We start from the raw sequence: 22,605 nt of genomic DNA, 5'->3' as shown, positions 1-22,605 counted from the left end.
CCGGGCCCACGCACCCCGCCCGCGCCGCTCAGGAGCAGCCCGGCACGGCCGCGCCGCCGCTGTTCAGCTTGACCAGTCCGCACAGGGTCGCGTCGGCGACCTTCCAGACCCCGCCCTCCTGCACCGCCTTGCCAGCCGAATTGGGCAGCACCGGCTGTCCGCTCTCGCACAGGTTGAAGGTCACATCGGCGGCGGTGGCGCTGGTGAAGGCGACCTTCTGCACGCTCACCGCGGCCTGCGCCGCCAGCGGGTTGCTGGCGAAGCCGGTGAGCACCGGGACGAAGGCCTTGCCGTTCTGCAGCAGTCCCAGCTTGGTGGCCGAGGGCGTGGAGGGGTCGAAGAACTTCTGGTAGGCGGTGGCGACCTGGGTACCCGCCGCCGCGGTGTCGGCGGGACCGCTGCCGCTCACCGCGGGACTGGTGGTGGGCGCGCACGGCCCGGTCGAGGTGCCGCCGGCGGCCGCGCTGCTGGACGCGGCGCTCGCCGATTCGCTGGGGGCCGCCGACGTTGCGGCGGCAGTGGTGGCCGCGCCCGTGGTCACGGACGCGCCCGGTGAAGCCGTGCCGCCTCCGCTGCTACTGCAGGCACCGGCGAGAAGCAGGACCGCAGCGGCGACGCCGACGCGTGGAGCGAACCTCTGAAGGCCTGTGGAACCGTCGATCATGGAACCCTCACCGTCCGACTGAGTATCCGATCTGACTAGGCGTCAGCTATCTTCCACGCTAGCGGTTACGGCGCATGATGGTCCTGTCGCTGCACGCAGTCGACCGAAATCGATGAGGGAACGTGACCGTCCACCGGTCCGCTCCTCCGGCCCACCAGGGGGGACGATGCCAGAACTGCGGGAGCCCGTACCGGAACCGGCGCGAGCTGCGAGGACGGCCCTGCAGGCGCTCCGCACCCACCTCGGCTGGGTCTGCTGCGCCGGCGGCGTACTGCTCTGCGCCCTCGGCTGGTACGGCGTGTCCGGCGAGCGATACACCGCACGGCAAATCCCCTACCTCGCCTCGGCGACCGCCCCCGGTGCCGCCCTGATCATCGGTGGCACGGTACTGCTCGCCGCCCGCCGCCGCGATACGACGCCCTCCCCCGAACAGCAGCGCAACCAGGAGCAGATGCAACGTCAACTCTCGCTCCTATACCAGCTTCTGACGGAGGCTGTGGAGACTGCCGAGTCTCCCCAGCCCTCCCGAGGGAACGGTTCCGACTCAACCGCCGGTGTGCGGACGGACGGCTCCGCCCTGCTCCTCGCCGTCCCCGGCGGCCGGACCTACCACCGGACCGGCTGCCTGCTGGTCCAGGGCCGCCAGGACCCGGAGCGGCTGCTCGACGGCGCCGCCTCCGAACGCGGCCTGCGCCCCTGCCCGTTGTGCGATCCGCCGGAGGTGTGAGCGCGCAATGGCCGCCCCCCTCGCCCTCCAACTCGCCGTGGCCGGACTCTCCGTGGGCAGCGCGGCGGCGATCACCGGCATCGGCCTGGTGGTCTGCCACCGGGCCACCGGAGTGCTCAACCTGGCCCAGGGCGCCGTCGCCATGGCCACCGCGTTCGCGCTGCGCCAGTGCGTGGTGGTCTGGCACTGGCCGCGAGCGCTCGCGGTGGCCTGCTGCGTCCTGCTGCTGGCGCCCGGACTGGGCTTCCTGATGGACGTCCTGGTGTTCCGCCGGCTGCAGCGGCGCCGCGCGGGCACCGCCGAGACCCTGGTCGCCGGGCTCGGCGTGTTCGTCCTGCTGGTCGGCGCCGCCACACTGCTCTGGGGCACCACCCCCTACCCGGACGCGCCCGTGGTCGTGCCCGCCACCCCGCTGGGCGCCCCGGACGGACTGCTGATCACCCTGAACACGGCGGTGGAGCTGGGTCTGGTGCTGCTGCTGGCGGCCGCCGTCGGCGCGCTGAGCCGCTGGACCGCGTTCGGTACCGCGCTGCGCGCCGTGGTGGACAACCGGCGGCTGGCCGAGCTGTCCGGGATCGACGCCGACGCGGTGGCGTCCACCGGCTGGGCCTTCGGCGCCTTCACCGCCGGACTGACCGGGGTGCTGCTGGCACCGGCCCTGCGCCTGGACCCCTACGGGCTGCCGCTTCTGGTGATGGAGACCCTCGCGGTCGCGGTGGCGGCCGGGCTGCGCAGCCTGCCGCTGGCGATCGGCACAGCACTCCTACTCGGCATCGGCCAGAGCGAACTGACGATGCTTCACCTCTCCGGGGCGGCTCAACCGCTGCTCCAGGCGGTGAGTTCGGGCCTGTTTGTGGTCGCGCTGCTGGCCGTGGCCCTGCTCCCCGGCCGTCTCGCGGCCGGGCTCAGTGCGCTGCCCCCGGCCCCGACGGTCTCCGCCACGACCGCCGCGGCGGCAACGGCGACCGCGACCAGTGCGGCGCGGACCCGGCAGATCGGACGCCGCTGGACCGCAGCCCTGCTGCTGCTCGTACCGTTGGCCCTGCGCGGTGGCGATGTGCGCTCGCTGCTGCCGGGCCCCGGGCTGGCCCTGATCCTGCTCTCGATCGTCGTCGTCACCGGCTACGGCGGCCAGATCTCCCTCGGCCAGGCCGGGTACGCGGGCCTGGGCGCCCTGCTCACCGGAGCGCTGGCGGGCGGCACGATCCCCGGGCTTCCGGCGCTTCCAGCGCCCGCAGCCCTGCTGCTGGCCACCGCGGTCGCCGCGCCCTGCGGCCTGCTGGTCGGTTGGCCCGCCATCCGCCGCCGGGGCCTCGCACTGGCGCTGACCACCTTCGCGGTCGGCACGGCGATGAGTCGATTTGTCTTCCAGCAGCCCTCCCTCACCAGTGGGCTGCGCCTGGACCGCACCGGTGCCTGGGCCGACGACCGGCTCTTCTACGGCGTGGAACTCGCCCTCCTCGCCGCCGCCCTGCTGGCGGTGCACGCCCTGCGCCGGGGCGCGACCGGCCGCGCGCTCGGCGCGATGCGCGACCACGAGCCCGCCGCGTACGCCTCCGGCGTGGACGTCCCCCGGTTGAAGCTGCTGGCCTTCACCGCGGGCGCGGCCCTGGCGGCGCTCGGTGGCGGCCTGCTGGGGCTCGGCGCCCAGGCCTTCGACCCCAACGCCTTCGACCCGGTGCTCGGCCTGCTCTGGTTCGCAGCGGCGGTCGGCCTCGGCGCGGACAGCGCCTCTGCGGCCGTGCTCGGGGCCATGGTGCTCACCGTGCTGGACGCCTCCACCACCGCCGGGGTCTCGGCCGCCGCGATCGGCCTGCTGGCCCTGGTCCGCGGACGGCTCGTCCACGGACGGCGCGCCGTTACCGGCGGGAGCACCGCCCCCGTACCGCCCGAGCAGCCACCCCTGCCGGTCCGGCTCAGCCCGTTCGGCGAACGACTGGTCCAGCGCCTGAAGGGAGTCCCCGAGTGAGTCCGAGCCCGAGTCCCAGACCAAGTCCGAGTCCGAGTTCGAGTCCGGCACCGCGCCTGTCCGCCCGCGCCCTGGTCCGCCGCTTCGGCGGGGTGACCGCCCTCGACCGGGTCTCGCTCGACCTGCCGCCGGGCCGGATCACCGCCCTGACCGGCCACAACGGAGCCGGCAAGAGCACTCTGTTCCGCTGCCTCAGCGGAGCCGACCGCCCCGACAGCGGCCAGGTGCTGCTCGACGGCCGCGACATCACCCGCCTCCCCGAGTACACCCGCGCCCGGCTCGGCCTGGCCAGGACCTTCCAGCAGATCGCCGTCTTCCCCGGCCTGAGCGTCGCCGACAATCTGCGCGTCGGCGCCGAGCAGGCGGGCCGCAGGGGACGGCTCGAAGCCGACTTCGCGGTCGCCCGCACACTGCGGCTGCTCGGGCTGGACCACCTCGCCGACCGGCACGCGTCCGGCCTGCCCACCGGCACCCTGCGGCTGGTGGAACTGGGCCGCGCGCTCAGCGCCGAACCGGGCGTCCTGCTGCTGGACGAGCCCGCGGCCGGCCTGGACCGGGCCGAATCCGAACGGCTGGCCGTACTGCTCACCGCACTGGCGGCGGACGGACTGGCGGTGCTGCTGGTGGAGCACGACCGCGAGCTGGTCGACCGGATCGCCGACCGGGTGCTCACCATGTCCGCCGGACGCATCCTCCCGGCCGTATCCACATCGGCCGCGTCCACACCCGCACCCGCACCGTCGGAAAGCGCGGCCGATGACGCTTGAGATCGCCCTTCTCGGTGCCCGGGTCCGCCACGGCCCGCTGGAGGCGCTGCACGGAGTCGACCTGCCGGTCCCGGCCGGCCGACTCACCGTCCTGCTCGGCCGCAACGGCGCCGGACGGAGCACCGCCCTGGACGCCCTGGCGGGCGCCGTCCCGCTCTCGGCCGGGCGGGTGCACTGGTACGGCGGCGCGCCCGCCGGGTCCGGCGCCGCCCGCGACATCACCGCGCTGGGCGCCTACGCCCGGGCCCGCCTCGGCATGACCCTGGTCCCCGCCGAGGGAGCGGTCTTCCCCTCGCTGACCGTCGCCGACCACCTCTCCCGGTCGACGCCCCGCGAGCGCGCCGCTGTCCTCGACCTCTTCCCCGAGCTGGGTCGGCTGCTCCCCCGCAGCGCCGGCACCCTCTCGGGCGGGGAGCAGCAGATGCTCGCTCTGGGGGTGGCCCTGGCCCGCCCGAGCCGGCTGCTGATGCTGGACGAACCCGGTCGGGGGCTCGCTCCGGCCGTCCTGGAGCGGTTGCACACCGCGCTCGCCGCCGCGGTCGCGGCGGGGCGCACCGTCGTCCTCGCCGAGCAGTCGCTGCCGTCGGCGGCCACCGCCGCGGTCGACCTGGTGCATGTGCTGCACCGGGGCTCGGTGGTCTTCTCGGGCGAGCCGGACGAACCGGCCCTGGCCGCGATCAGCGCAACCGCAGCACCGTCCCCGCGTCCAGCCGGTCCGGGTCCGGGCCGATGGCGGCCCGGTTGAGCCGGTACAGCGCGCGCCAGCCGCCGGCGAGGCCGTAGCGGACGGCGATGGCTGACAGGGTGTCACCCGGACGAACGGTGTAGCGCGCGGGCACCGGCCCGGGCACAGGCGTGGGCGTCGGCCCCGGCGTGGGCGTCGCTCCCGACGTCGGCGTTGGTTGGGGACTCGGCGTCGGGCTCGGCGTCGGCTTGGGGCTCGGCGTCGGCTTCGGCACAGGCTTCAAGCTTGGCTTGGGCGTCGGATTCACGCTCGGCGTCGCGGTCGGCTTCACGCTCGGCCTGGCACTCGGCTTCAGTGTCGGCGTGGGCTTCTGACTCGGCTTAGGGCTCGGCTTCGGTGTCGGCTTGGGACTGAGCGTCGGCTTCGGCACAGGCTTCAGGCTCGGCTTGGGCGTCGGTTTCAAGGTCGGCGTCGGCTTCGGCGTCGGCCTCACGCTCGGCCTGGGACTGGGCTTCAGCGTCGGCTTCGGACTCGGACTCGGCTTCGGCGTCGGCTTAGGACTGGGCTTCGGGCTCGGCTTCGGCTTCGGGCTCGGCGTTGGCACCGGCCTCAGCAGGCCCAGTTGCCGTGCGCAGGAGGGCCAGGCCTGCCAGCCCTGCTCGCGGAGGATCCTCTCGGCCACCGCGATCTGCTGCTGCTTGGTCGCCTGGTCCGGCCTGGTCGCATAGACCCTGCCGCCGGACTCGCGCCAGGTCTCCAGCGAGATCTGGACTCCGCCGTAGTAGCCGTTGCCGGTGTTGATGTGCCAGTTCCCGCTGCTCTCGCAGGCGGCGAGCGAGTCCCAGACGGCCGTGGTCACCCGGGCGGGCGCAGGCCCGATCGCCGCGCCGCTGCCGTCCGCACTGGGCACCGCCCAGAGCAGCAGCGTCGCGGTGACGACGGTCAGAGCCTGACTGCGTATGCCCACGGCCGACGACGCTACGTCCGATCAGCACACGATCTGATGAACCACCAGATCGGCGCGCCGAAGCCTCACCCGGTCGGCCGCAACAGCCGCGCAGCCGGCACGCGCACCGGCCCCGGCAACGCCGAAGGCGCGGCACCCCGCGAGGGGCCCGCGCCTTCGGTTGGAGCAGAGACTGACGTCAGCCGATGGTCAGCACCTGACCCACGAGGATCAGGTTCGGGTTGGAACCCACGGTGCTCTGGTTCTCCTGGTACAGGGTCTGCCAGGTGGTGCCGTTCGCGGCCGCGATGGCGCTCAGGGTGTCACCGGACTTGACGGTGTAGGAGGTGCCCGAGGCAGTGGAGCCGGTGGAGGCGCTGCTGTCGGTGCTGGAGGTGGTGGCGGCGCTGTCCGAGGAGCTGGAGTTCGAGCTGCTCGAGTCGCTGGAGCTGCTGGAGCTGTTGTCCGCGTAGCTGTTGGAGCTGTTGGAGCTGCTGGAGCTGTCGGACGAGCTGGAGCTGTTCGAGCTGCTGCTGGAGGTGGACGAGGTGTCCACGGAGGCAGCGGCGCCGCCCTGGGTCAGGCCGGCCTGCGGGCCGCAGACGGGCCAGGCGCCGGGACCCTGCGAGGCCAGGACCTTCTCGGCCACGGCGATCTGCTGGCCCTCGGTGGCCTGGTCGGCCGAGGAGGCGTACTGGGTGCCACCGTAGGCGGCCCAGGTGGAGGCGGAGAACTGCAGGCCACCGTAGTAGCCGTTGCCGGTGTTGATGCTCCAGTTACCGGTGCTCTCGCACTGCGCGACGGCCTCCCAGGTGGAGGTGTCGGCGGCGGAGGCGCTGGTGGCGGTAACCAGACCGGCCACGGGGGCGGCGACGACCACACCGGCAAGTACGGCGGCCCGGAGGCGGCTCTTCTTGCGGCCACCCTCGGTCTCGATGGCGGCGGTGCGGGCAGCGTCGGTCTCGCGGCGGAAGATCATGAAGTCCCTCTCGACAGCCCCGGCCGGGCCCACGGGCAGCGCTTTGCAAGCACTGCTTCGTTCCATGGATCCGGTTCTGCGGGACGGGCGGCGGCACGGGGGTGTCCGCCTGGCCGTCCCGGTGCCTGCCACTCGCCGCCGGCCTGTCCTTGCGGCGGCGGGCGCACTTCCCCGGGGTGAGCCGAGGAGGCGTACAGAGGCGGGCGAACCCGGGCGGTGCTCGTTGCACCGGTCTCCGAACGTAGGCAACTCGTGCTGCACAGCCAAATAATTTGGTTTAAATGCTGATCAGAGGGGCGTTACCGGAGGTATCGATCATCGAATGCCTGGCAATTGGCACCGATTGGTCCGATATATGCAAGATCGACGGCGGGCGTCGTGGGCTGCGCCACACAGCCGGCTCAGTGAGCTGACCCACATTGTCGACCCACGGTCACCGCTGACCTGCAGGGAGTGAAATCTCGACCGGCCGTTCCCCTGCTCGAACCCCCTCAACCGTGACCTGGCGCACACCCGGTCCGTTTGTCATCACGGCTGGGGCAGCACCGCGCCGCCCCCGTGACCCAAGGAGTGTTCGTGCCGCGTTTGATCGACGTCAGCGACGAGGTCCGTGCCGAGATCGGCGACGACGAGGCGGACCGCCTGCTCACCGGAGTCACCGCCCCGGACCGATACGACTGCACCTCATGCCGGGCTCCGGGCGATGTCACTGTGGAGCCGACGGCGACCGTGCTCTTCGTCGGCGAGGAGACGGCAGTCCTCGCCTTCGCCCATTCCCGCTGCATCCCCTCCCAGGTGGTACCGGTCGCCGAGGAGCAGTTGCTCGGCGCGGTGCGCAGCATCGGCCAGACCGCCGGCGGCGCGGCCCCCGGCAGCCCCGAGCAGTCCCCCTACCCGTACCCGGCCGAGTTCCAGCCGGAGTTCCAGACCCAGCCGCACACCGGCCCCCAGGGCGGCTTCCCGTCCGCGGCCCAGCAGGCCCAGCTGGCCCAGCAGGCCCAGCCGCAGGCACCGGCGCAGCAGCCGCAGGCCCCCGCCGCCGTCCCCTCCCCGCGGCAGCAGGACGCCGCCGTCCTCGGTGTCACCTGCGGCCTGGTGCTCAGCCAGGAGGGCCCGTACGCCGGAGTGCCCCGGGCCGCGCTGGTGGTGGAGCCCACCGGACCGGTCGGCCGGCCCGGCGACGAGTCGGGCGTGGACCACTTCGCCGAGATGCTGCTGGACCACGGCTTCGGGCAGGTCGCCGATGTCGAGCAGCCGCCGCAGCAGCTGCCGGGCTGGTCGGTGCTGATGGCGATGGGCCAGCTGCACGCGATCCTGCAGCCGGCGCCCCAGGGCGGCGGCACCATCGCCTGGTGGCAGGCGCACGTCCCGCTCCAGGTCACCGAGGCCTGGCGGTCCGCCGCCACCCGGCAGGGCGAGGTGCTGATGTACGCGGCCCCGGCCGGGAGCGTGGGCCGCCAGCCCCGGGAGGACCTGCTGCGGCAGGCGATGGACGACGCCGCCCGGCGCGGGCTGCTGATCGGAGCCGTACTGCCGCTGGCCGGGACCTGACCCCTCCGGCAGCAGGTCGGCAGACTCCAGCAGCCCTCCGCCGACCTCCGGCATCCCTCCGGCGCGCGTCCTGCCCCACGCGCTCCGGGGACGGCCACCCTCCACCTGTCGGCCGCCGCCCCGCATCCCGCGGGGCGCCCGGTCGTTGGCCATGACGTGCAGACTTCTCGCTCCTTCCCCCCGCCCCGCTGGGCCACCGGCCATGTGCCGACGAGCGCCCCGCTGATGCCCTCCCCGCGTTCGCACGAGGCCGAGCCCGCCTCCAGCACGCCCATCTACGACGCGCTGTACTCGGAGTTCCGTCGGCTCTTCCGGGCCCTGCCGGGGGACCGCTCGGGAGAGGAGGAGCTGCGCTTCACCGGCTTCGGCCACTACTACGCGGGCAGCAGCGAGTACGCCGCGCAGGGCGGGATGGGCCGCCACCGCAGCTACCTCTCGCTGCCGCCGGGCCGCGGCTGACGCCGTACGGCCCCCGCCCCGGCCCGCGCGGCCCGCGCCCCGCGAAATCGACCGCCGCGCACCGCGCTGGCGCCCCGGCGGCATGCAGCAGGGCCCCGGGCGACTGCCGCCCGGGGCCCTGCTGTGACCGCCGTCCTGCCGTGACCGCGGCGCCTGCTCCTTCTACTTCTTGCGGCCGCGCTTCTCCCGCACCCGCACGCTGATGGAGATCGGCGTGCCGACGAAGCCGAACTCCTCACGCAGCCGACGCTCGACGAAGCGCCGGTAGCCGGCCTCGATGAAGCCCGAGGCGAAGAGCACGAACCGCGGCGGCTTGGCGCCGGCCTGGGTGCCGAACAGGATCCGCGGCTGCTTGCCGCCCCGCACCGGGTGCGGATGGGCGGCGACCAGCTCGCCGAGGAAGGCGTTCAGCCGGGCGGTGGGGATGCGGGTCTCCCAGCCCTCCAGCGCCGTCTCGATCGCCGGGACCAGCTTCTCCATGTGCCGGCCGGTCAGCGCGGAGACGTTCACCCGGGGCGCCCACTGGACCTGGACCAGGTCCTGCTCGATCTCCCGCTCCAGGTAGTAGCGGCGCTCCTCGTCGAGCTGGTCCCACTTGTTGTAGGCGACGACGACGGCGCGGCCGGACTCCACCGCCATCGAGATGATCCGGGTGTCCTGCTCGGCCAGGGTCTCGCTGGCGTCGATCAGGACCACCGCGACCTCGGCCTTCTCCAGCGCGGCCGAGGTGCGCAGCGAGGCGTAGAAGTCGGCGCCCGCGGTCTGGTGCACCCGGCGGCGGATACCGGCGGTGTCGATGAACTTCCAGGTCTTGCCGCCGAGCTCGATCAGCTCGTCGACCGGGTCGCGGGTAGTGCCGGCCAGCTCGTTGACGACGACCCGGTCTTCCTTGGCGACCTTGTTCAGCAGGCTGGACTTGCCCACGTTCGGCCGGCCGATCAGCGCGACCCGGCGCGGGCCGCCGAGCGGCTCGCCGCCGAAGGTCTGCTCCGGGGCGGGCGGCAGCTTGTCCAGGATGGCGTCCAGCAGGTCGCCGGAGCCGCGGCCGTGCAGCGCCGAGACCGGGTACGGCTCGCCGAGGCCCAGCGACCAGAGCATCGCCGCGTCGGCCTCGCCGGACAGTCCGTCCACCTTGTTGGCGCACAGCACCACCGGCTTGCCGGACTTGCGGATCAGCTTGACCAGGGCCTCGTCGGTGTCGGTCGCGCCGACGGTGGCGTCCACCACGAACAGCACCGCGTCGGAGGTCTGGATGCCCAGCTCGGCCTGCGCGGCGACCATGGCGTCCAGGCCGAAGACGTCGATCTCCCAGCCGCCGGTGTCGACCAGCCGGAAGCGGCGGCCGTTCCAGGTCGCCTCGTACTGGACCCGGTCCCGGGTGACGCCGGGCTTGTCCTCGACGACCGCCTCGCGGCGGCCGATGATGCGGTTGACCAGGGTGGACTTGCCGACGTTGGGGCGGCCGACGACGGCCAGCACCGGCATCGGGCCGGCCTCCGACAGGTCGCCGATCTCCTCCGCGTCGAAGCCCTCCTCCGCGGCGAGGGCCATGAACTCGGCGTAGTCCGCCGGGTCGATACCGTCGACGTTGCCGGCGGAGCCGTCGAGCCCACTGGTGCCGGCGTTGCTGCCGACGTTCTCGTTACTCATGGTGCGGTGCCAACTCTCGTTCGTCAGACGCCCGGGAGGGCGCGCAAAGCTTCGGGGTGCTGCGTGGACCGGCCGGGCCGGTCGCAGCGGGCCCGGCAACGGCCGGGCTCGGTACGGGGCTAGGCCCGGACGGTTCGGGCGCGCTGCCGCACCAGGCCCAGGATGTGGCCGATGACCTCTTCCGGGTCCATCTCGCTGGTGTCCACCTCGATCGCGTCGTCGGCCTTGGCCAGCGGCGAGGTGGCCCGCCCGGAGTCGGCGGCGTCGCGGCGCTCGATGTCCGCGAGGATCGCCGCCACACCGGCCGGGTCGGCCACCCCCAGCTGCGCCGCCCTGCGGGTGGCGCGGGTGGTGGCGGAGGCGGTGAGGAAGACCTTGAGGTCGGCCTCGGGGAAGACCACGGTGCCCATGTCGCGTCCCTCGGCGACGATCCCGCGCGGGGCGGCCGCCGCCGATCCGCGCTGCAGGTCGACCAGCCGGGTGCGGACCTCCGGAACGGCCGAGACGGCCGAGACGGCGGCGGTGACCTCCGGGCCGCGGATCGGCCCGGAGACGTCCACGCCGTCGACGGTGATGGTCGGGCCGTCGGCGTCGGTGCCGGAGAGGATGACCGGCTTGGCCGAGGCGTTGGCCACCGCCTCGGCGTCGTCGACGTCCACGCCGTTCTGCAGCAGCCAGTAGGTCATCGCCCGGTACATCGCGCCGGTGTCGAGGAAGCTGAGGCCCAGCCTGGTGGCGATCTCACGGGAGACGGTGGACTTGCCGGTGCCGGCCGGGCCGTCGAGGACGACGATCACCGGGGCATCCGAACGGTCGCCGCTCGGTGCAGTGTGGTGGGCCACGGTGAAGGATCCTCATTCTTCTCGACGCAATCAGGGGTCTCCCCCAAGGTTACCGGTCCGAACGCACCCGCCAGCCCCGCTCCTGCAGCGCCGCCGTCAGCACACCGGCCGCGGAGGGCGCGACCATCAGCTGCACCAGTCCGACCTGCTGCCCGGTGGAGTGCTCGATCAGCACGTCCTCGATGTTCACCCCGACCCGCCCGGCCTCGGCGAACAGCCGCGCCAGCTCGCCCGGCTGGTCGCCGATGGCGACCACGACCGTCTCGTAGCGGGTGGGCGGCGCGCCGTGCTTGCCCGGGATCCGGGCCCGCCCGGCATTGCCCCTGCGCAGCACGTCCTCCACGGCGGTCGCGCCCTGCTCGCGCTTGGCCTCGTCCGCGGCCTGCAGCGCGCGCAGCCCGGCGACGGTCCCGTCGAGGTCGGCGGCCAGCTCCTCCAGGATGTCGGCGACCATCCCGGCGTTGGCGCTGAGGATCTCCACCCACATCAGCGGATTGGAGCCGGCGATCCGGGTGGTGTCCCTGATCCCGGGGCCGGCCAGCCGCACCGCGTTCTCCTCGGCGTGCTCCAGCCGCGCCGCCACCAGGCTGGCCAGCAGCTGCGGGGTGTGCGAGACCAGTGCGACGGCGCGGTCGTGCGCGGCGGCGTCCATCACCACCGGGACCGCCCCGCACAGCGCCACCAGCTCCAGCGCCGCGTTGAGGGTGTCGGTGTCGGTCTCCGGCGTCGGGGTGAGCACCCAGGTCCGGCCCTCGAACAGATCGGCCCGCGCGGCCAGCGGCCCGGTCCGCTCGGCCCCGGCCATCGGATGGCTGCCGATGTAGTGGACGGTGTCGCAGCCCAGCGCGGCGATGTCGCGGCGCGGACCCGCCTTCACGCTGGCGACGTCGGTGTACCAGCGGGCCAGGTTCTGCCGCTGGCAGTCGGCCAGCACCGTGGCGATCATCGCCGGCGGCACCGCGATGATCGCCAGGTCCACCGGACCCTCCGGCTCCTCCACCGTTCCGGCGCCCAGCGAGGCCGCGGTACGGGCGGCGTCGGGGTCGGCGTCCCGCAGGTGCACCGTTATCCCGCGGGCGCTCAGCGCGAGCGCGGCGGAGGTACCGATCAGTCCGGTGCCGATCACGGCGGCGGTGCGCATGGCGGGATACGTCCTCGGGCTCAGGGGGCGGGTGCGGCGCGGGTTGCGCTCCCCATGATTCCGCATGGCCGGGCGGGGCAGCGAGTTCGCCGCAGCAGGGACCGGGTCGGAGGCGCAGACCGACCCGGTCCCTGCTGCGGCGCGGCTGCGGACTTCGGCTGCGGCGTCCGCGCGGCAAGCCGGCCACGGTCCGCTGCGGTCCGCGGCCAGCATCAGTCAGCGACCCTAGCTGCGCCGACCGCCATTCGAAACGGCGGGTTCACCTGTCGAGACTGCCGGAGCGACCGGACGGGCGGCCGCCCCGGCCCGCTGGGTGGTGGCGATGCAGCCGAGCACCAGTACCGCCGCGACCAGCGCGGACAGCGGCAGCCGCTCGCCCAGCAGCAGCACCGACCAGAGCAGCGTCAGCAGCGGCTGGGCCAGCTGCAGCTGGCTGGCCCGGGGCACGCCGATCGCCGCCATCCCCCGGTACCAGACCACGAAGCCGCCGAACTGGGAGACCGCCGCCAGATAGCCGAGGCCGACCACCGAGTGGACGGTCAGTCCGACCGGTTCCACCGCCAGCGCGACCGCGGCGGCGAGCGCGGTGAGCGGCAGCGCCGCCACCACGCCCCAGCAGATCACCTGCCAGCCCGGCATGGACCTGGCCAGTCGGCCGCCCTCGGCGTAGCCCACCGCGCACACCAGCAGCGCCGCCAGCAGGCACAGGTCGGCGCCGGTCGGACGGCCGTGGTTCTGCTGCAGCGCGAAGGCCGCGACGACCGCGGCCCCGGCCAGCGCCGCACCCCAGAACCAGGGCGACAGCCGGGTCCGGTTCCGCGCCGCCGACACCACCGCGGTGGCCAGCGGCAGCACCCCGATGACCACGGCGGAATGGGCCGATCCGGCGGTCTGCAGGGCGAACGTGGTGAGCAGCGGGAAGCCGACCACGCAGCCCAGCGCCACCGCCGCCAGCCCGCGCCAGTGTCGGCGCTCGGGGACCGGCACCCGCCCGGCGCGCAGGCAGCCGAGCGCCAGCAGGCCCGCCAGCACGCCACGGAGCCCGGTCACCGTCCACGGGCCCAGGCCGTGGCCGCCGTCCAGCGCCCAGTCGGTGGCCGGGAAGCTGAAGGAGAAGGCCAGCACCCCCAGGGCGCCGAGCAGCACCCCGCCGCCGGAACCGCTACTCGACCCACCCGCGGAACTGCTACCGGATATCCGACTCTTCACCGTAGCGCTACCATATTCTCTCATGAACGATAGTAGCAGTGTGGTCGATCTGGCGGACTTGCTGCGCCGCGAGCTCCAGCGCTACCCGGACGGGCAGATGCTCCCGTCCAGCCGCGCCCTGATGGCCCGCTACCAGGTCGGCCCGGGCACCGTCTCCCGCGCGGTCGCGGTACTGGCCGCCGAGGGGCTGGTGGTCTCCCGTCCCGGCGCGGGCGTCTTCCGGGTCCGCCCGCACGACGGCCCGGACCGGCGCGGCGGGGACCTGTCCTGGCAGCAGGTGGCGCTCAGCGCCGGCCGGGGCGAGCGCGCCGTGGACGCGACCGGGGTGCTGGCCACGCTGACCGTCCCGCCCGCCGAGGTGATCGACCTCAGCGGCGGCTACCTCCACCCCTCGCTGCAGCCCGAGCGCGCCCTGGCCGCCGCCCTGGCCAGGGCCGGACGGCGCCCCGGGGCCTGGGGCCGGCCGCCGGTCGAGGGGCTGCCGGAGCTGCGGGCCTGGTTCGCCGCCGACATCTCCGGCCCCTCCCAGGCCCTGGGCGCGGCGGACGTCCTGGTCGCGTCCGGCGGGCAGAGCGCGCTCAGCACCGCACTGCGGGCCCTGGCCGCGCCCGGCTCCCCGGTGCTGGTGGAGTCGCCCACCTACTACGGCATCCTGGCCATCGCCCGAGCCGCCGGGCTGCGCCCGGTGCCGGTCCCGCTGGACGCCGACGGCGTCCGCACCGACCTGCTCGCGGACGCCTTCGCGGCCACCGGCGCCCGGGTCTTCGTCTGCCAACCGCTGTTCCAGAACCCGACCGGGGCGGTGCTGGCACCCCAGCGCCGGACCGAGGTGCTGCGGATCGCCCGAGCCGCCGGGGCGTTCGTGGTCGAGGACGACTTCGCCCGCAGGCTCGCCCACGCCGACGCGCCCCCGTTGCCGCTGCCGCTGGCCACCGACGACCCGGACGGCGTGGTGGTGCACATCCGCTCGCTGACCAAGGTGACCTCGCCGAGCCTGCGGGTGGCTGGACTGAGCGCCCGCGGCCCGGCGCTGGAACGGCTGCGCGCACTCCAGGCGGTGGACAGCTTCTTCGTCTCGCGCCCGCTCCAGGAGACGGCGCTGGAACTGGTCGCGGCCCCCGCCTGGCGCACCCATCTGCGCACGGTCGCCACCGCGCTGCGGGACCGCAGGCAGGCCCTGGCCGTACCGCTGCACCGGCATCTGGCCGGACCGGCCCCGCTGGGCAGCTACCAGCTGTGGCTCCGGCTGCCCGACGGCGCCGACGAGACCGCGATCACTGCCGCGGCCTTCCGCGCCGGCGTCTCGGTCACCCCCGGCCGCGCCTACTTCCCGGCCGAACCCCCGGGCCCGCACCTGCGGGTCAGCTTCGCCGGCGCGGGCGGCGTCCAGCAGCTCGCCGAGGGGGCGGAGCTGCTCAACCGGGTCCTCGCCGAAGGGGCGCCCTAGCCGCCCCCGCAGCGGCCGCGGGCCTCAGAGCACCCGCAGCTCACGCGAGGTCAGATTGAGGCGCTCGCCACCCGTTCCGGTGCACACCGCGATGTCCTCGATCCGGGCGCCGTACAGCCCCGGCAGGTAGATGCCGGGTTCGACCGAGAAGGCCATCCCCGGCTCCAGCGGCCGGGCGGACCCGGCGACGATGTAGGGCTCCTCGTGCGTCTCCAGGCCGATCCCGTGGCCGGTGCGGTGGATGAACTGCTCCCCGTACCCGGCCTCGGCGATGATCTCCCGGCCCACCGCGTCCACCCGCTCCGCGGTGATCCCGGGGCGGATCGACTCGCACTGCGCGGTCTGCGCCGCCAGCAGCACCCCGAAGGCCCGCAGGTAGTCGGCCGGCGCCTCGCCGACGCAGTAGTCGCGGGTGGAGTCCGAGCAGTAGCCCGAGGGCATGGTGCCGCCGATGTCGACCACCACCGGCTCCCCGGCCCGGATCACCCGGTCGGACAGCTCGTGGTGCGGGCTGGCCCCGTTCGGCCCCGAGGCGACGATCACGAAGTCGACCGTCTCGTGGCCGGCCGCCAGGATGGCGTCGGCGATGTCCCTGCCGACCTCGCGCTCGGTCCGTCCCGGCCGCAGCCAGTCGCCCACCGCCGCGTGCACCGCGTCGATCGCCGCACCCGCGGCCCGCAACGCCTCGATCTCGGCGGCGGACTTCCGCATCCGCAGCGCCCCGAGCACCTCACCGGCCAGCGCCTGCTCCACCCCCGGCAGCGCGTCGCGCAACGCCAGGACCTTCTCGGCCCACATGTGGTTGTCCACGCCGACCCGGCGCGCGGACCCGCCGATCCGCTCGCCGATCAACCGGTACGGGTCCTCGGTCTCGTGCCAGCCGACGATCTCCAGGTCCAGCGCCCCGGCCGGCGACGCCTCGGCGGCCGGCTGCTCCAGCAGCGGCACCACCAGGAACGGCTCACCACCGGCCGGAGCGACCAGGCAGGTCAGCCGTTCCAGCGGCAGCGCCTGGTACCCGGTCAGATAGCGCAGATCCGGTCCGGGCGAGACCAGCAGGGCGTCCAGGCCCGCAGCGGCGGCGGCCTTCTGTGCGCGGACGATCCGGTCGGCGGGGTACAGCTCAGCGTCATGGGCCATGCGGCCCAGTCCACCATGCGGTCCGGTCCGCTGCCAGTCTGCGCAAGGGGTGATCCGGAGCGGCGGGGATCGGGTAGAAAGAGGAGATGATTATGCACCTGACGACGCTCGACGGCTGGCTGGCGCACCCCGACCGCCCCTACGCCACGGCCTCGCTGGCGTTGGAGGGCTTCATCCACTGCTCGCCGGACGAGAAGTCGGTCCTGGCCGTGGCCAACGACCGCTTCGCCGGCACCCAGGGACCGCTGATGGTCCTGCTGATAGACGAGGACGCCCTGGACTCCCCGGTCCGCTGGGAGGCCGCGGCGCCCGCTCCGCCGCCCGGCACCCCCGGCACCACGCTGTTCCCGCACATCTACGGCCCGGTCAACCGCTCCGCCGTCGCCGGGATGCTGGAGGTCGAGCGCGACACCGCGGGCCGCTGGGCCACCCTCGCCGCCTGGAGCTGAGCCGCCCCGAGCCGGACCCCCGGCTAGGCCGCCTCGGGCTCGAAGATGTGAATGGCCTCCGACTCCCGCCCGTAGAGGATGACCCGCGCCGGCGGCACCTTCCCCTCCAGCACGAAATGGGCGTGGATCTCGGCGAAGGCCCCGGCGAGGGTGGTCAGCCGCTCGGCGCTCGGCGGGGCGAAGGGCAGCCAGTGCACCGCGAGCTGCCAGCGGACACCGGTGTCGTTGTCACGCGGCGCCGTCGGCTCCGCCTCCAGATCAACCGCGTCCAGGATGTTCAACAGGGCGTTCATGTCGTCCCCGTCGATGCGGACGAAGTTCTCCTCAACCAAGATCTCTGCCATGCCCGGTCAATACCCCTTGCCACGTCGGTGAATCCGCTTCGACGGGGCAGACGAGCCTGCGTATCCGTCCAGGTGTGAACAGGTGAGGGAGCCTCAGATGCCCATCCGCTTCCACAAGTCCTTCCCGATCTTCCCCGGTGTCCGACTCAACATCAACCGTCATTCGCTGTCGCTGAGCGCGGGCGGCCGGCACGAGCACTACACCGTCAACAACCGGGGACAGCGGACCGAGTCGGTGGACCTCCCCGGTCCCTTCTCCTGGCGCCGCACCCGCAGTTCCCGCCGCCGCGACCGCTGACAACAGCGCTGACCGCTGCTACAGCCACCCCCGCTCCCGGGCCGCCATTCCGGCCTGGAAGCGGGTGGTCGCGCTCAACTCGCGCATCAGCCGCTGCAGTCGGCGCTGGGTGGTGCGGAAGCTCCAGCCCAGCGAGCGGGCGATGGCCTCGTCGGTGAGGCCGGAGGCGAGCAGCGCCAGCAGCCGGCGGCTGTCGTCGTCGGGGGCCGACTCGCCGTGCGGGGCGTCGGTGGCCCGGATCGGCACGGCCCGCTCCCACTCCGCCTCGAAGAGCGTGACCAGCGCGTCCAGCAGCGAGGACGGGTGGATGACGTAGGCCGCCTCCACCGCGTGCTCCTCGGCCCCGATCGGGATGACCGCCTGCCGGGCGTCCGCCATGATCATTTTCATCGGCAACTCGGGCCGGACCCGGGCCTGTTCGCCCTCCGCGCAGCTCACCAGGATGTCGTTCTCCAGCCGTTGCGGCCAGGCCACCGCCTCACGGCTGTAGATGACCCGGTAGCCGATCCCCTCCCGCAGCCGGCGCCGCACCCTGCGCAGGTTGAACCCGGGGTGGTTCAGGTACGGCGGCCGGTCGAAGCCGCAGACCTGCTCGCGGGCGCCCTCCTGGAGCTGGTTGACCCGGTGGCCGATGTTCTCCCGCCCGGTCAGCACCTCCACCGACTGGGCGGGGTGGGTGTAGCGGGAGGCCTCCCGGTAGGTCTCCATCAGGGAGTGGACCTCCGACCTGGCCTGCCGCAGCACCTCCTCCTGCTGGCCGATCAGCGATCCAATAGCCACATCGGGCGCCGCGGCAAGGAAGGTGACGGTCCGTCCGGAGATCCGGCTGGCGATCCCGGCCCGCACCAACCGCGCCAGCGAGCGCCCGGTCAGGGTCGGCGAAAGGCCGCAGAGCTGCCCCAACTCGGTTGCCGTCACCTGCGGATGTGCGACCAGGGCGGCGTAGACCGCACCATCGGGCTCCGGGAGTCCCACCGACTCGAACACGGCTGACCTCACTTGTCGGGTCCATCTGGCGTACTTGCGCCGCTTGGCGACTATCCGTCAGCTGGCCATCTTGTGCCACATCTCGCGCACCTGACAAGTTGCTGCCACGCAGTTGCCGGAATCGCACCCTCCGAGCGAATCCCAGAGCCAGGCGGCGCCCCGATCCCGAATTGCCCGAAGGGACTTGAATGAACTGGTCCATATCCAGCGCGCCGACCCGGGCGCTGGCCCTGCTCGCCGTGACCGGGGCGCTGATCAGCGTCACCACCGGTCTGGCCGCGGCCGCCCCGGTGGCTCCCGGCACTCCGACGCCGCCGGCCGCCCCCAAGGCGTCCGCCCCGGCCGCTGCCGAGGGCCGACCCGCCCTGGGCAGCAGCTGGAAGCCCGGCACCGCCAAGGGCGCCGCCCAGAAGGCCGGACAGGTGGTCCCCGGACAGGTCGTCCTGCAGCTGTCGCCGCAGACCGCCCTGACCAGCGGGAAGACCCGCAGCACCGCGCCCACCTCCAGTTCCGCCCTCAACACCGCCCTCGCCGGACTGCACGCCACCGCGCTGCACCCGCTCACCGCGAGCCTGGTCGTCGCCGACCTGGCCGACCGCGACTCGGCGGCCGCGGCGACCCGACTGGCCGCGGTGGACGGCGTGGTGAGCGCCGAGCCCAACCGCTATGTGTCCGGTATGAGCAGCGGCTCCACCCGACTGCCCGCAGCCGCGGCCACCACGGCCGATGCCGACGCCGCCGAGCTGGCCCGGCAGGCCGCCTCCGCGCCCTCGACCGCGCAACTGCCCACCAACTACGGGCTGACCTCCTCCCTGGAGAGCTGGCTGAACGCCGGCGGTGTCGACGCCATGGGCGCCTACACCGATCTGACCAGCCGTTACGGCCAGCTCCCCGGCGCCGGGGAGATCATCACCAATGTCTCGATCGGCGACCTCACCGACCAGTCGATGGCCGACGCCGGTGACACCTACGTCGCGTCCAACGGCCCCACCACCGTGGTCCGCAACGGCCAGCGCTACCTCGACATCCCCTCGATGCCGCTGATCCCGACCTGGACCGCGGACGCCTCCGGCACCCTGGACCCCACCGGTTCCACCGAGAACCAGGACGCCACCGACGGCGAGATCCTGCTGGACTTCGGCGTCATGTCGCCGCTGCCGCACGACCAGCAGCGCTCGGAGAACACCGGCGACGGGCTGACCGACCTGCTCGGCATCGCCCCCGGAGCCTCCTACCGCCTGGTGGTGCCGAGCGAGCCGACCATGGACCAGGTCGGCACCGCGCTGCTGGCCGCCGCCCGGCAGACGCCGCGCCCCGACGTGATCAACGCCAGCCTGGGCTTCGGCACCGACACCACCGGCTTCGCGGGGCGCTACCTGGAGGACGACCCGGCGATGCAGTCGATCATCGCCACCATCGTGCACCGGTACGGCATCACGGTGACGGTGTCCGCCAACGACGGCACCCGTCTCTACACCCCGGCCTCGGTGGGCCCCGACGGCGGCAGTACGCCCACCGACGTCACCCGCAACGCCTCCGCGACCACCAGCGTCGACGACGACGCGGCCTCCACCACCCCCAGCGAGGTGCTGGACAGCGGCGCCATCGCGGCCGGCGGCAGCACCACCGACGACACCCTGGCCGACGGCGCCTCGGGGGCGGCCACCGTGGCCGAGACCCGGATCAGCGGCTCCGGGGACTTCTCCTCGGGATTCGGCACCCGGATCAACCTCTCCGCGCCGAGCGACAACATCCCCGCCTTCGAGCACAGCGGCTCCACCGCCCAGTCGGTGGGCGTCTTCCTCAGCGGCGGCACCTCCGCGTCCGCCCCGGAGATCGCCGCAGCAGCGGCGGTGGTGCAGCAGACCGCCCGGCTGACCGGACGCACGCTGACGCCCCATCAGATCCGCGACCTGCTGGTGCGCACCGCCCGCCCGGTCGGCACCCCGGCCCAGATCGACCAGGACCTCCAGGTCGGCCCGCAGCTAGACCTGACCGCCGCCGTCGAGTCCCTGCTGCCGGCCGCCAAGGGCGGCAAGGGCGGCAAGGACCCGGTGATCGACCGGATCTCGGTGGCCCACCGGGTCACCATCGGCGGCCTCGGCGGCACCTTCGTCGAGTACACCGACCCCGGCGCCGTCGACCTGGCCGGCCCGGTGGACGGCGACGGCAACGCCACCGGCCAGGGCCTGAGCGGCCCGGTCACCATCGCCGCCGACATCTCCTACCCGGACCGGAGCGCCGGCCGGGAAGCCGACTACACCCTCACCGTCGGCCGCACCACCTTCCATTCCGACACCCCCTCGATCCGGGCCACCCCGGCCCAACTGCTGGCTGCCGCCGGGCTGCCCGTGGTCGCCACCACCGCCCGTACCGTCGACTACACCTTCACCGTCCGCGACCACGACGGCCGCAGCGCCGAGCAGAGCGGCCGGCTGACCTTCACCGCCAGCGACGGCACCGTCACCGAGGCCGCCGCGCCCACCGTCCGGACCGTGGCCAGGGCGGGCGACAGCGTCACCGTCCACTACGACCTGTCCGGCGTCAGGAACGTCAGCTCGCCGGAGCTGGTGCTCTCCACCGTCGGCCACTGGAACCCGGCCCTGGCCCCGCTGTTCAACCCGGCCTGGACCGCGCAGCTCAGCGCCACCGAGGGCACCGTCACCATCCCGGCCTCGGCCTTCACAGGCGGCGGCGGGATCTACGGCGTCGGCATCATCCAGAACAACGAGCAGCCCCAGGTGCCGGTCTACGGGGAGTTCGCCCCGATCCGGGTGCAGGCGGCCGCTGCGAGCAGCCGTCCGGACGCGCCGACCCTGGGCGCCCCGGGACAGCCGACCGGACACACCGTCACGGTCACCCGCTCCGCTCCTGGGTTCACTCTGCACTACAGCACTGACAACGCCCGCGGCGCGGTGCTGGAGATCTCCGCCCCCGCCCCCACCCTCTACGGCTCGCTCAACACCTTCACCGCCCAGAACGGGGTGGGCCGCGACGGCGACGGCTTCGACACCGGCTCGGTGGTCTACCGGCAACTGCCGGGCCGATCGGGCACGGTGGAGCTGGACGCGCTCAAGCTCGGTCTGGCCACCTCGGTGCAGTACAACGTCCGCATCGTCCCGGTCGACAAGGACGGCACGGCGACCGGGCAGGCCTCCCCGTCCTCGGCACTGATCGTCGACGACGGGCCGGCCCCCGGCGGCGGCACCGTCACCGACTTCGTCACCGCGGGTACCGACTCGGTCGCCGCGGTCAGCGGCTCCACCGGCAGCACCGGGACCTCGGTGCGCCACTACGACCCGGCCACCGGCCGGTACGGCGCGGTGATCACCAGCGACACTACCGCGACGGCCGGCTACGGCGTTCTGGGCGTGGACCCGGTGGCCCACACCGTGCTGCTGACCCACTGGGTCTCCAGCAAGGCCCAGAGCGTGGAGGTCTGGGACCTGGGCAGCGACACCGAGATCGGCTCCCCGATCACCCTGACGAGCAGTCAGGACATCCTGCTCGGCGGCAGGGTCGACCCGGCCCGGCACCGGGCCGCGCTGCTGGTGTGGGCCAAGCCGGGCAATGTGGACCAGCTGATCCCGCTGGACCTGTCCACCGCCACCGCGGGCAGCCCGGTCGCACTGGACACCACCACCGCCCAGAAGCGCGGCGCCTACTTCTACGGAATGGACGTGGACCGCTCCACCGGCCTGTTCCAGGTGGCCCACCTGGGCGGCGGCGGGCTCTGCTTCGGCCCGGGCACCGCCCAGGTGGCCGATGTCGACCTGGACACCGGGACGGTGACGGACGCGCCGACGTCCGCCACCCGGTGCGGGGTCCAGTTCGCCTCCTCACAGAACGGCACCAGCAGCTGGTTGCTGGGCTACACCGCGATCAGCGTCAACTTCCCCGGCACCACCGGCCTGGTCGGCTTCGACGAGTCCACGCTGGCCCCGGCCGGTTCGCTGACGCAGCGCCAGGAGAGCCCGCTGGCCTTCGCCGTGGACAGCGTCCACAACGTGGCGGTGGTGGCCTACGGCACTCCGCTGGGGAAGGTGGTCCTGGGCCAGCCGTTCGCGCAGACCACCGACAGCAACGCGATGAGCCAGCTCGACGTGGTCGACCTCAGCACCGGAGCCGTACTGAAGACCCTGTCCGACTCCAACTTCATCCAGGGGTTCGGCTCGGCCTTCGACGCGACCACCGAGCCGGCCGTCCAGCTCGACCCGGCCACCCGCACCGGCTGGACCTACGGCCCCGACGGGACCCAGATCCAGCAGTTCAGCTACTGACCGCCCGCTGAACCACGAAGACCGCCGGGCCCGCCCGCACCGAGATCGGTGCGGACGGGCCCGGCGGACGT

22 protein-coding genes and 1 pseudogene are annotated in these 22,605 nt (G+C 73.6%); 13 read left to right on the top strand and 10 right to left on the bottom strand.

Features of this window, described 5'->3' with window-relative positions:
* Window positions 1-28: 28 nt before the first annotated feature.
* Window positions 29-541 (bottom strand): hypothetical protein, encoded by a 513-nt coding sequence (locus tag ABUW04_RS32850; RefSeq protein WP_380568100.1) that lies wholly within the window; start codon window positions 539-541, stop codon window positions 29-31.
* 289 nt (window positions 542-830) lie between these two features.
* Between ABUW04_RS32850 and ABUW04_RS32845 the strand changes: the two genes are divergently transcribed.
* The 6 genes from ABUW04_RS32845 (at window position 831) to ABUW04_RS32815 (ending at window position 5,540) form a co-directional block, all read left to right on the top strand.
* On the top strand, window positions 831-1,391 hold the full coding sequence (locus ABUW04_RS32845; protein WP_380568099.1) for a hypothetical protein: 561 nt from the start codon (window positions 831-833) through the stop codon (window positions 1,389-1,391).
* A 7-nt stretch (window positions 1,392-1,398) separates the two neighbouring features.
* Window positions 1,399-3,360, top strand: coding sequence for an ABC transporter permease subunit (locus ABUW04_RS32840; RefSeq protein ID WP_380568098.1), 1,962 nt, complete (start codon window positions 1,399-1,401; stop codon window positions 3,358-3,360).
* Entirely contained in the window at window positions 3,357-4,127 is a 771-nt protein-coding gene (locus ABUW04_RS32835) for an ABC transporter ATP-binding protein (protein ID WP_380568097.1), read from the top strand. Before ABUW04_RS32840 ends, ABUW04_RS32835 begins: the two co-directional genes overlap by 4 nt.
* On the top strand, window positions 4,117-4,872 hold the full coding sequence (locus tag ABUW04_RS32830) for an ATP-binding cassette domain-containing protein (RefSeq protein ID WP_380568096.1): 756 nt from the start codon (window positions 4,117-4,119) through the stop codon (window positions 4,870-4,872). Before ABUW04_RS32835 ends, ABUW04_RS32830 begins: the two co-directional genes overlap by 11 nt.
* A gap of 110 nt (window positions 4,873-4,982) precedes the next feature.
* A complete protein-coding gene (locus tag ABUW04_RS32820; protein WP_380568244.1) occupies window positions 4,983-5,186 on the top strand; it encodes a hypothetical protein in 204 nt (67 codons plus the stop codon).
* A 30-nt stretch (window positions 5,187-5,216) separates the two neighbouring features.
* Complete coding sequence (locus ABUW04_RS32815; RefSeq protein ID WP_380568243.1) at window positions 5,217-5,540, top strand: hypothetical protein; 324 nt, start codon at window positions 5,217-5,219, stop codon at window positions 5,538-5,540.
* On the opposite strand, the pseudogene ABUW04_RS32810 reads toward ABUW04_RS32815, so the two are convergent.
* Window positions 5,504-5,671 (bottom strand): annotated as a pseudogene (locus ABUW04_RS32810) (transglycosylase family protein); the annotation flags it as partial. The gene ABUW04_RS32815 and the pseudogene ABUW04_RS32810 sit on opposite strands and share 37 nt — an antisense overlap.
* Here ABUW04_RS32810 and ABUW04_RS32805 point away from each other — a divergent pair.
* Window positions 5,607-5,765 carry a hypothetical protein gene (locus tag ABUW04_RS32805; RefSeq protein ID WP_380568242.1) on the top strand — a complete coding sequence of 53 codons (159 nt, stop codon included), beginning with the start codon at window positions 5,607-5,609 and terminating at the stop codon, window positions 5,763-5,765. The pseudogene ABUW04_RS32810 and the gene ABUW04_RS32805 sit on opposite strands and share 65 nt — an antisense overlap.
* A gap of 192 nt (window positions 5,766-5,957) precedes the next feature.
* Here ABUW04_RS32805 and ABUW04_RS32800 read toward each other — a convergent pair whose 3' ends face one another.
* On the bottom strand, window positions 5,958-6,737 hold the full coding sequence (locus ABUW04_RS32800) for a LysM peptidoglycan-binding domain-containing protein (RefSeq protein WP_380568095.1): 780 nt from the start codon (window positions 6,735-6,737) through the stop codon (window positions 5,958-5,960).
* A 576-nt stretch (window positions 6,738-7,313) separates the two neighbouring features.
* On the opposite strand from ABUW04_RS32800, the gene ABUW04_RS32795 reads away from it, so the two are divergent.
* Together ABUW04_RS32795 and ABUW04_RS32790 are read left to right on the top strand one after the other, a co-directional pair.
* Window positions 7,314-8,288 (top strand): hypothetical protein, encoded by a 975-nt coding sequence (locus ABUW04_RS32795; protein WP_380568094.1) that lies wholly within the window; start codon window positions 7,314-7,316, stop codon window positions 8,286-8,288.
* A 225-nt stretch (window positions 8,289-8,513) separates the two neighbouring features.
* Window positions 8,514-8,747 carry a hypothetical protein gene (locus ABUW04_RS32790; RefSeq protein ID WP_037598062.1) on the top strand — a complete coding sequence of 78 codons (234 nt, stop codon included), beginning with the start codon at window positions 8,514-8,516 and terminating at the stop codon, window positions 8,745-8,747.
* A gap of 162 nt (window positions 8,748-8,909) precedes the next feature.
* Here ABUW04_RS32790 and der read toward each other — a convergent pair whose 3' ends face one another.
* The 4 genes from der to ABUW04_RS32770 form a co-directional block, all read right to left on the bottom strand.
* Window positions 8,910-10,298, bottom strand: a complete 1,389-nt coding sequence (gene der / locus ABUW04_RS32785; protein WP_232242779.1) for a ribosome biogenesis GTPase Der — start codon at window positions 10,296-10,298, stop codon at window positions 8,910-8,912.
* Window positions 10,299-10,516: 218 nt separating this feature from the next.
* Entirely contained in the window at window positions 10,517-11,239 is a 723-nt protein-coding gene (gene cmk, locus ABUW04_RS32780) for a (d)CMP kinase (protein WP_232242773.1), read from the bottom strand.
* Between the two features lie 49 nt (window positions 11,240-11,288).
* Window positions 11,289-12,380, bottom strand: a complete 1,092-nt coding sequence (locus ABUW04_RS32775) for a prephenate dehydrogenase (protein WP_030265126.1) — start codon at window positions 12,378-12,380, stop codon at window positions 11,289-11,291.
* A 225-nt stretch (window positions 12,381-12,605) separates the two neighbouring features.
* Window positions 12,606-13,613 (bottom strand): DMT family transporter, encoded by a 1,008-nt coding sequence (locus ABUW04_RS32770; protein WP_380568093.1) that lies wholly within the window; start codon window positions 13,611-13,613, stop codon window positions 12,606-12,608.
* Here ABUW04_RS32770 and ABUW04_RS32765 point away from each other — a divergent pair.
* Entirely contained in the window at window positions 13,612-15,036 is a 1,425-nt protein-coding gene (locus ABUW04_RS32765; RefSeq protein WP_380568092.1) for an aminotransferase-like domain-containing protein, read from the top strand. The two genes, ABUW04_RS32770 and ABUW04_RS32765, sit on opposite strands and share 2 nt — an antisense overlap.
* Before the next feature lie 24 nt (window positions 15,037-15,060).
* Here the strand turns inward: ABUW04_RS32765 and ABUW04_RS32760 are convergent, their stop codons facing one another.
* The gene (locus ABUW04_RS32760; protein ID WP_380568091.1) at window positions 15,061-16,176 is read right to left on the bottom strand and encodes a M24 family metallopeptidase; all 1,116 of its coding nucleotides are present in this window, start codon (window positions 16,174-16,176) and stop codon (window positions 15,061-15,063) included.
* Between the two features lie 86 nt (window positions 16,177-16,262).
* Here ABUW04_RS32760 and ABUW04_RS32755 point away from each other — a divergent pair, with 86 nt between their 5' ends.
* Window positions 16,263-16,625, top strand: coding sequence for a DUF952 domain-containing protein (locus ABUW04_RS32755; RefSeq protein ID WP_030265114.1), 363 nt, complete (start codon window positions 16,263-16,265; stop codon window positions 16,623-16,625).
* 23 nt (window positions 16,626-16,648) lie between these two features.
* Here ABUW04_RS32755 and ABUW04_RS32750 read toward each other — a convergent pair whose 3' ends face one another.
* Complete coding sequence (locus ABUW04_RS32750) at window positions 16,649-16,969, bottom strand: hypothetical protein (RefSeq protein WP_380568090.1); 321 nt, start codon at window positions 16,967-16,969, stop codon at window positions 16,649-16,651.
* Window positions 16,970-17,066: 97 nt separating this feature from the next.
* Between ABUW04_RS32750 and ABUW04_RS32745 the strand changes: the two genes are divergently transcribed.
* On the top strand, window positions 17,067-17,267 hold the full coding sequence (locus ABUW04_RS32745; RefSeq protein WP_030265108.1) for a DUF4236 domain-containing protein: 201 nt from the start codon (window positions 17,067-17,069) through the stop codon (window positions 17,265-17,267).
* 18 nt (window positions 17,268-17,285) lie between these two features.
* Here ABUW04_RS32745 and ABUW04_RS32740 read toward each other — a convergent pair whose 3' ends face one another.
* Window positions 17,286-18,266, bottom strand: coding sequence for a transcriptional regulator (locus tag ABUW04_RS32740; RefSeq protein ID WP_380568089.1), 981 nt, complete (start codon window positions 18,264-18,266; stop codon window positions 17,286-17,288).
* 176 nt (window positions 18,267-18,442) lie between these two features.
* Here ABUW04_RS32740 and ABUW04_RS32735 point away from each other — a divergent pair, with 176 nt between their 5' ends.
* A complete protein-coding gene (locus ABUW04_RS32735; RefSeq protein ID WP_380568088.1) occupies window positions 18,443-22,534 on the top strand; it encodes a hypothetical protein in 4,092 nt (1,363 codons plus the stop codon).
* The last annotated feature ends 71 nt before the right edge of the window (window positions 22,535-22,605 follow it).

Origin of the sequence: Streptacidiphilus jeojiensis (assembly GCF_042510965.1) — a bacterium.
Taxonomy (GTDB): domain Bacteria; phylum Actinomycetota; class Actinomycetes; order Streptomycetales; family Streptomycetaceae; genus Streptacidiphilus; species Streptacidiphilus jeojiensis.
The sequence above is the reverse complement of the archived record's forward strand: the minus strand, read 5'-3'. Positions and strand labels throughout refer to the sequence as shown.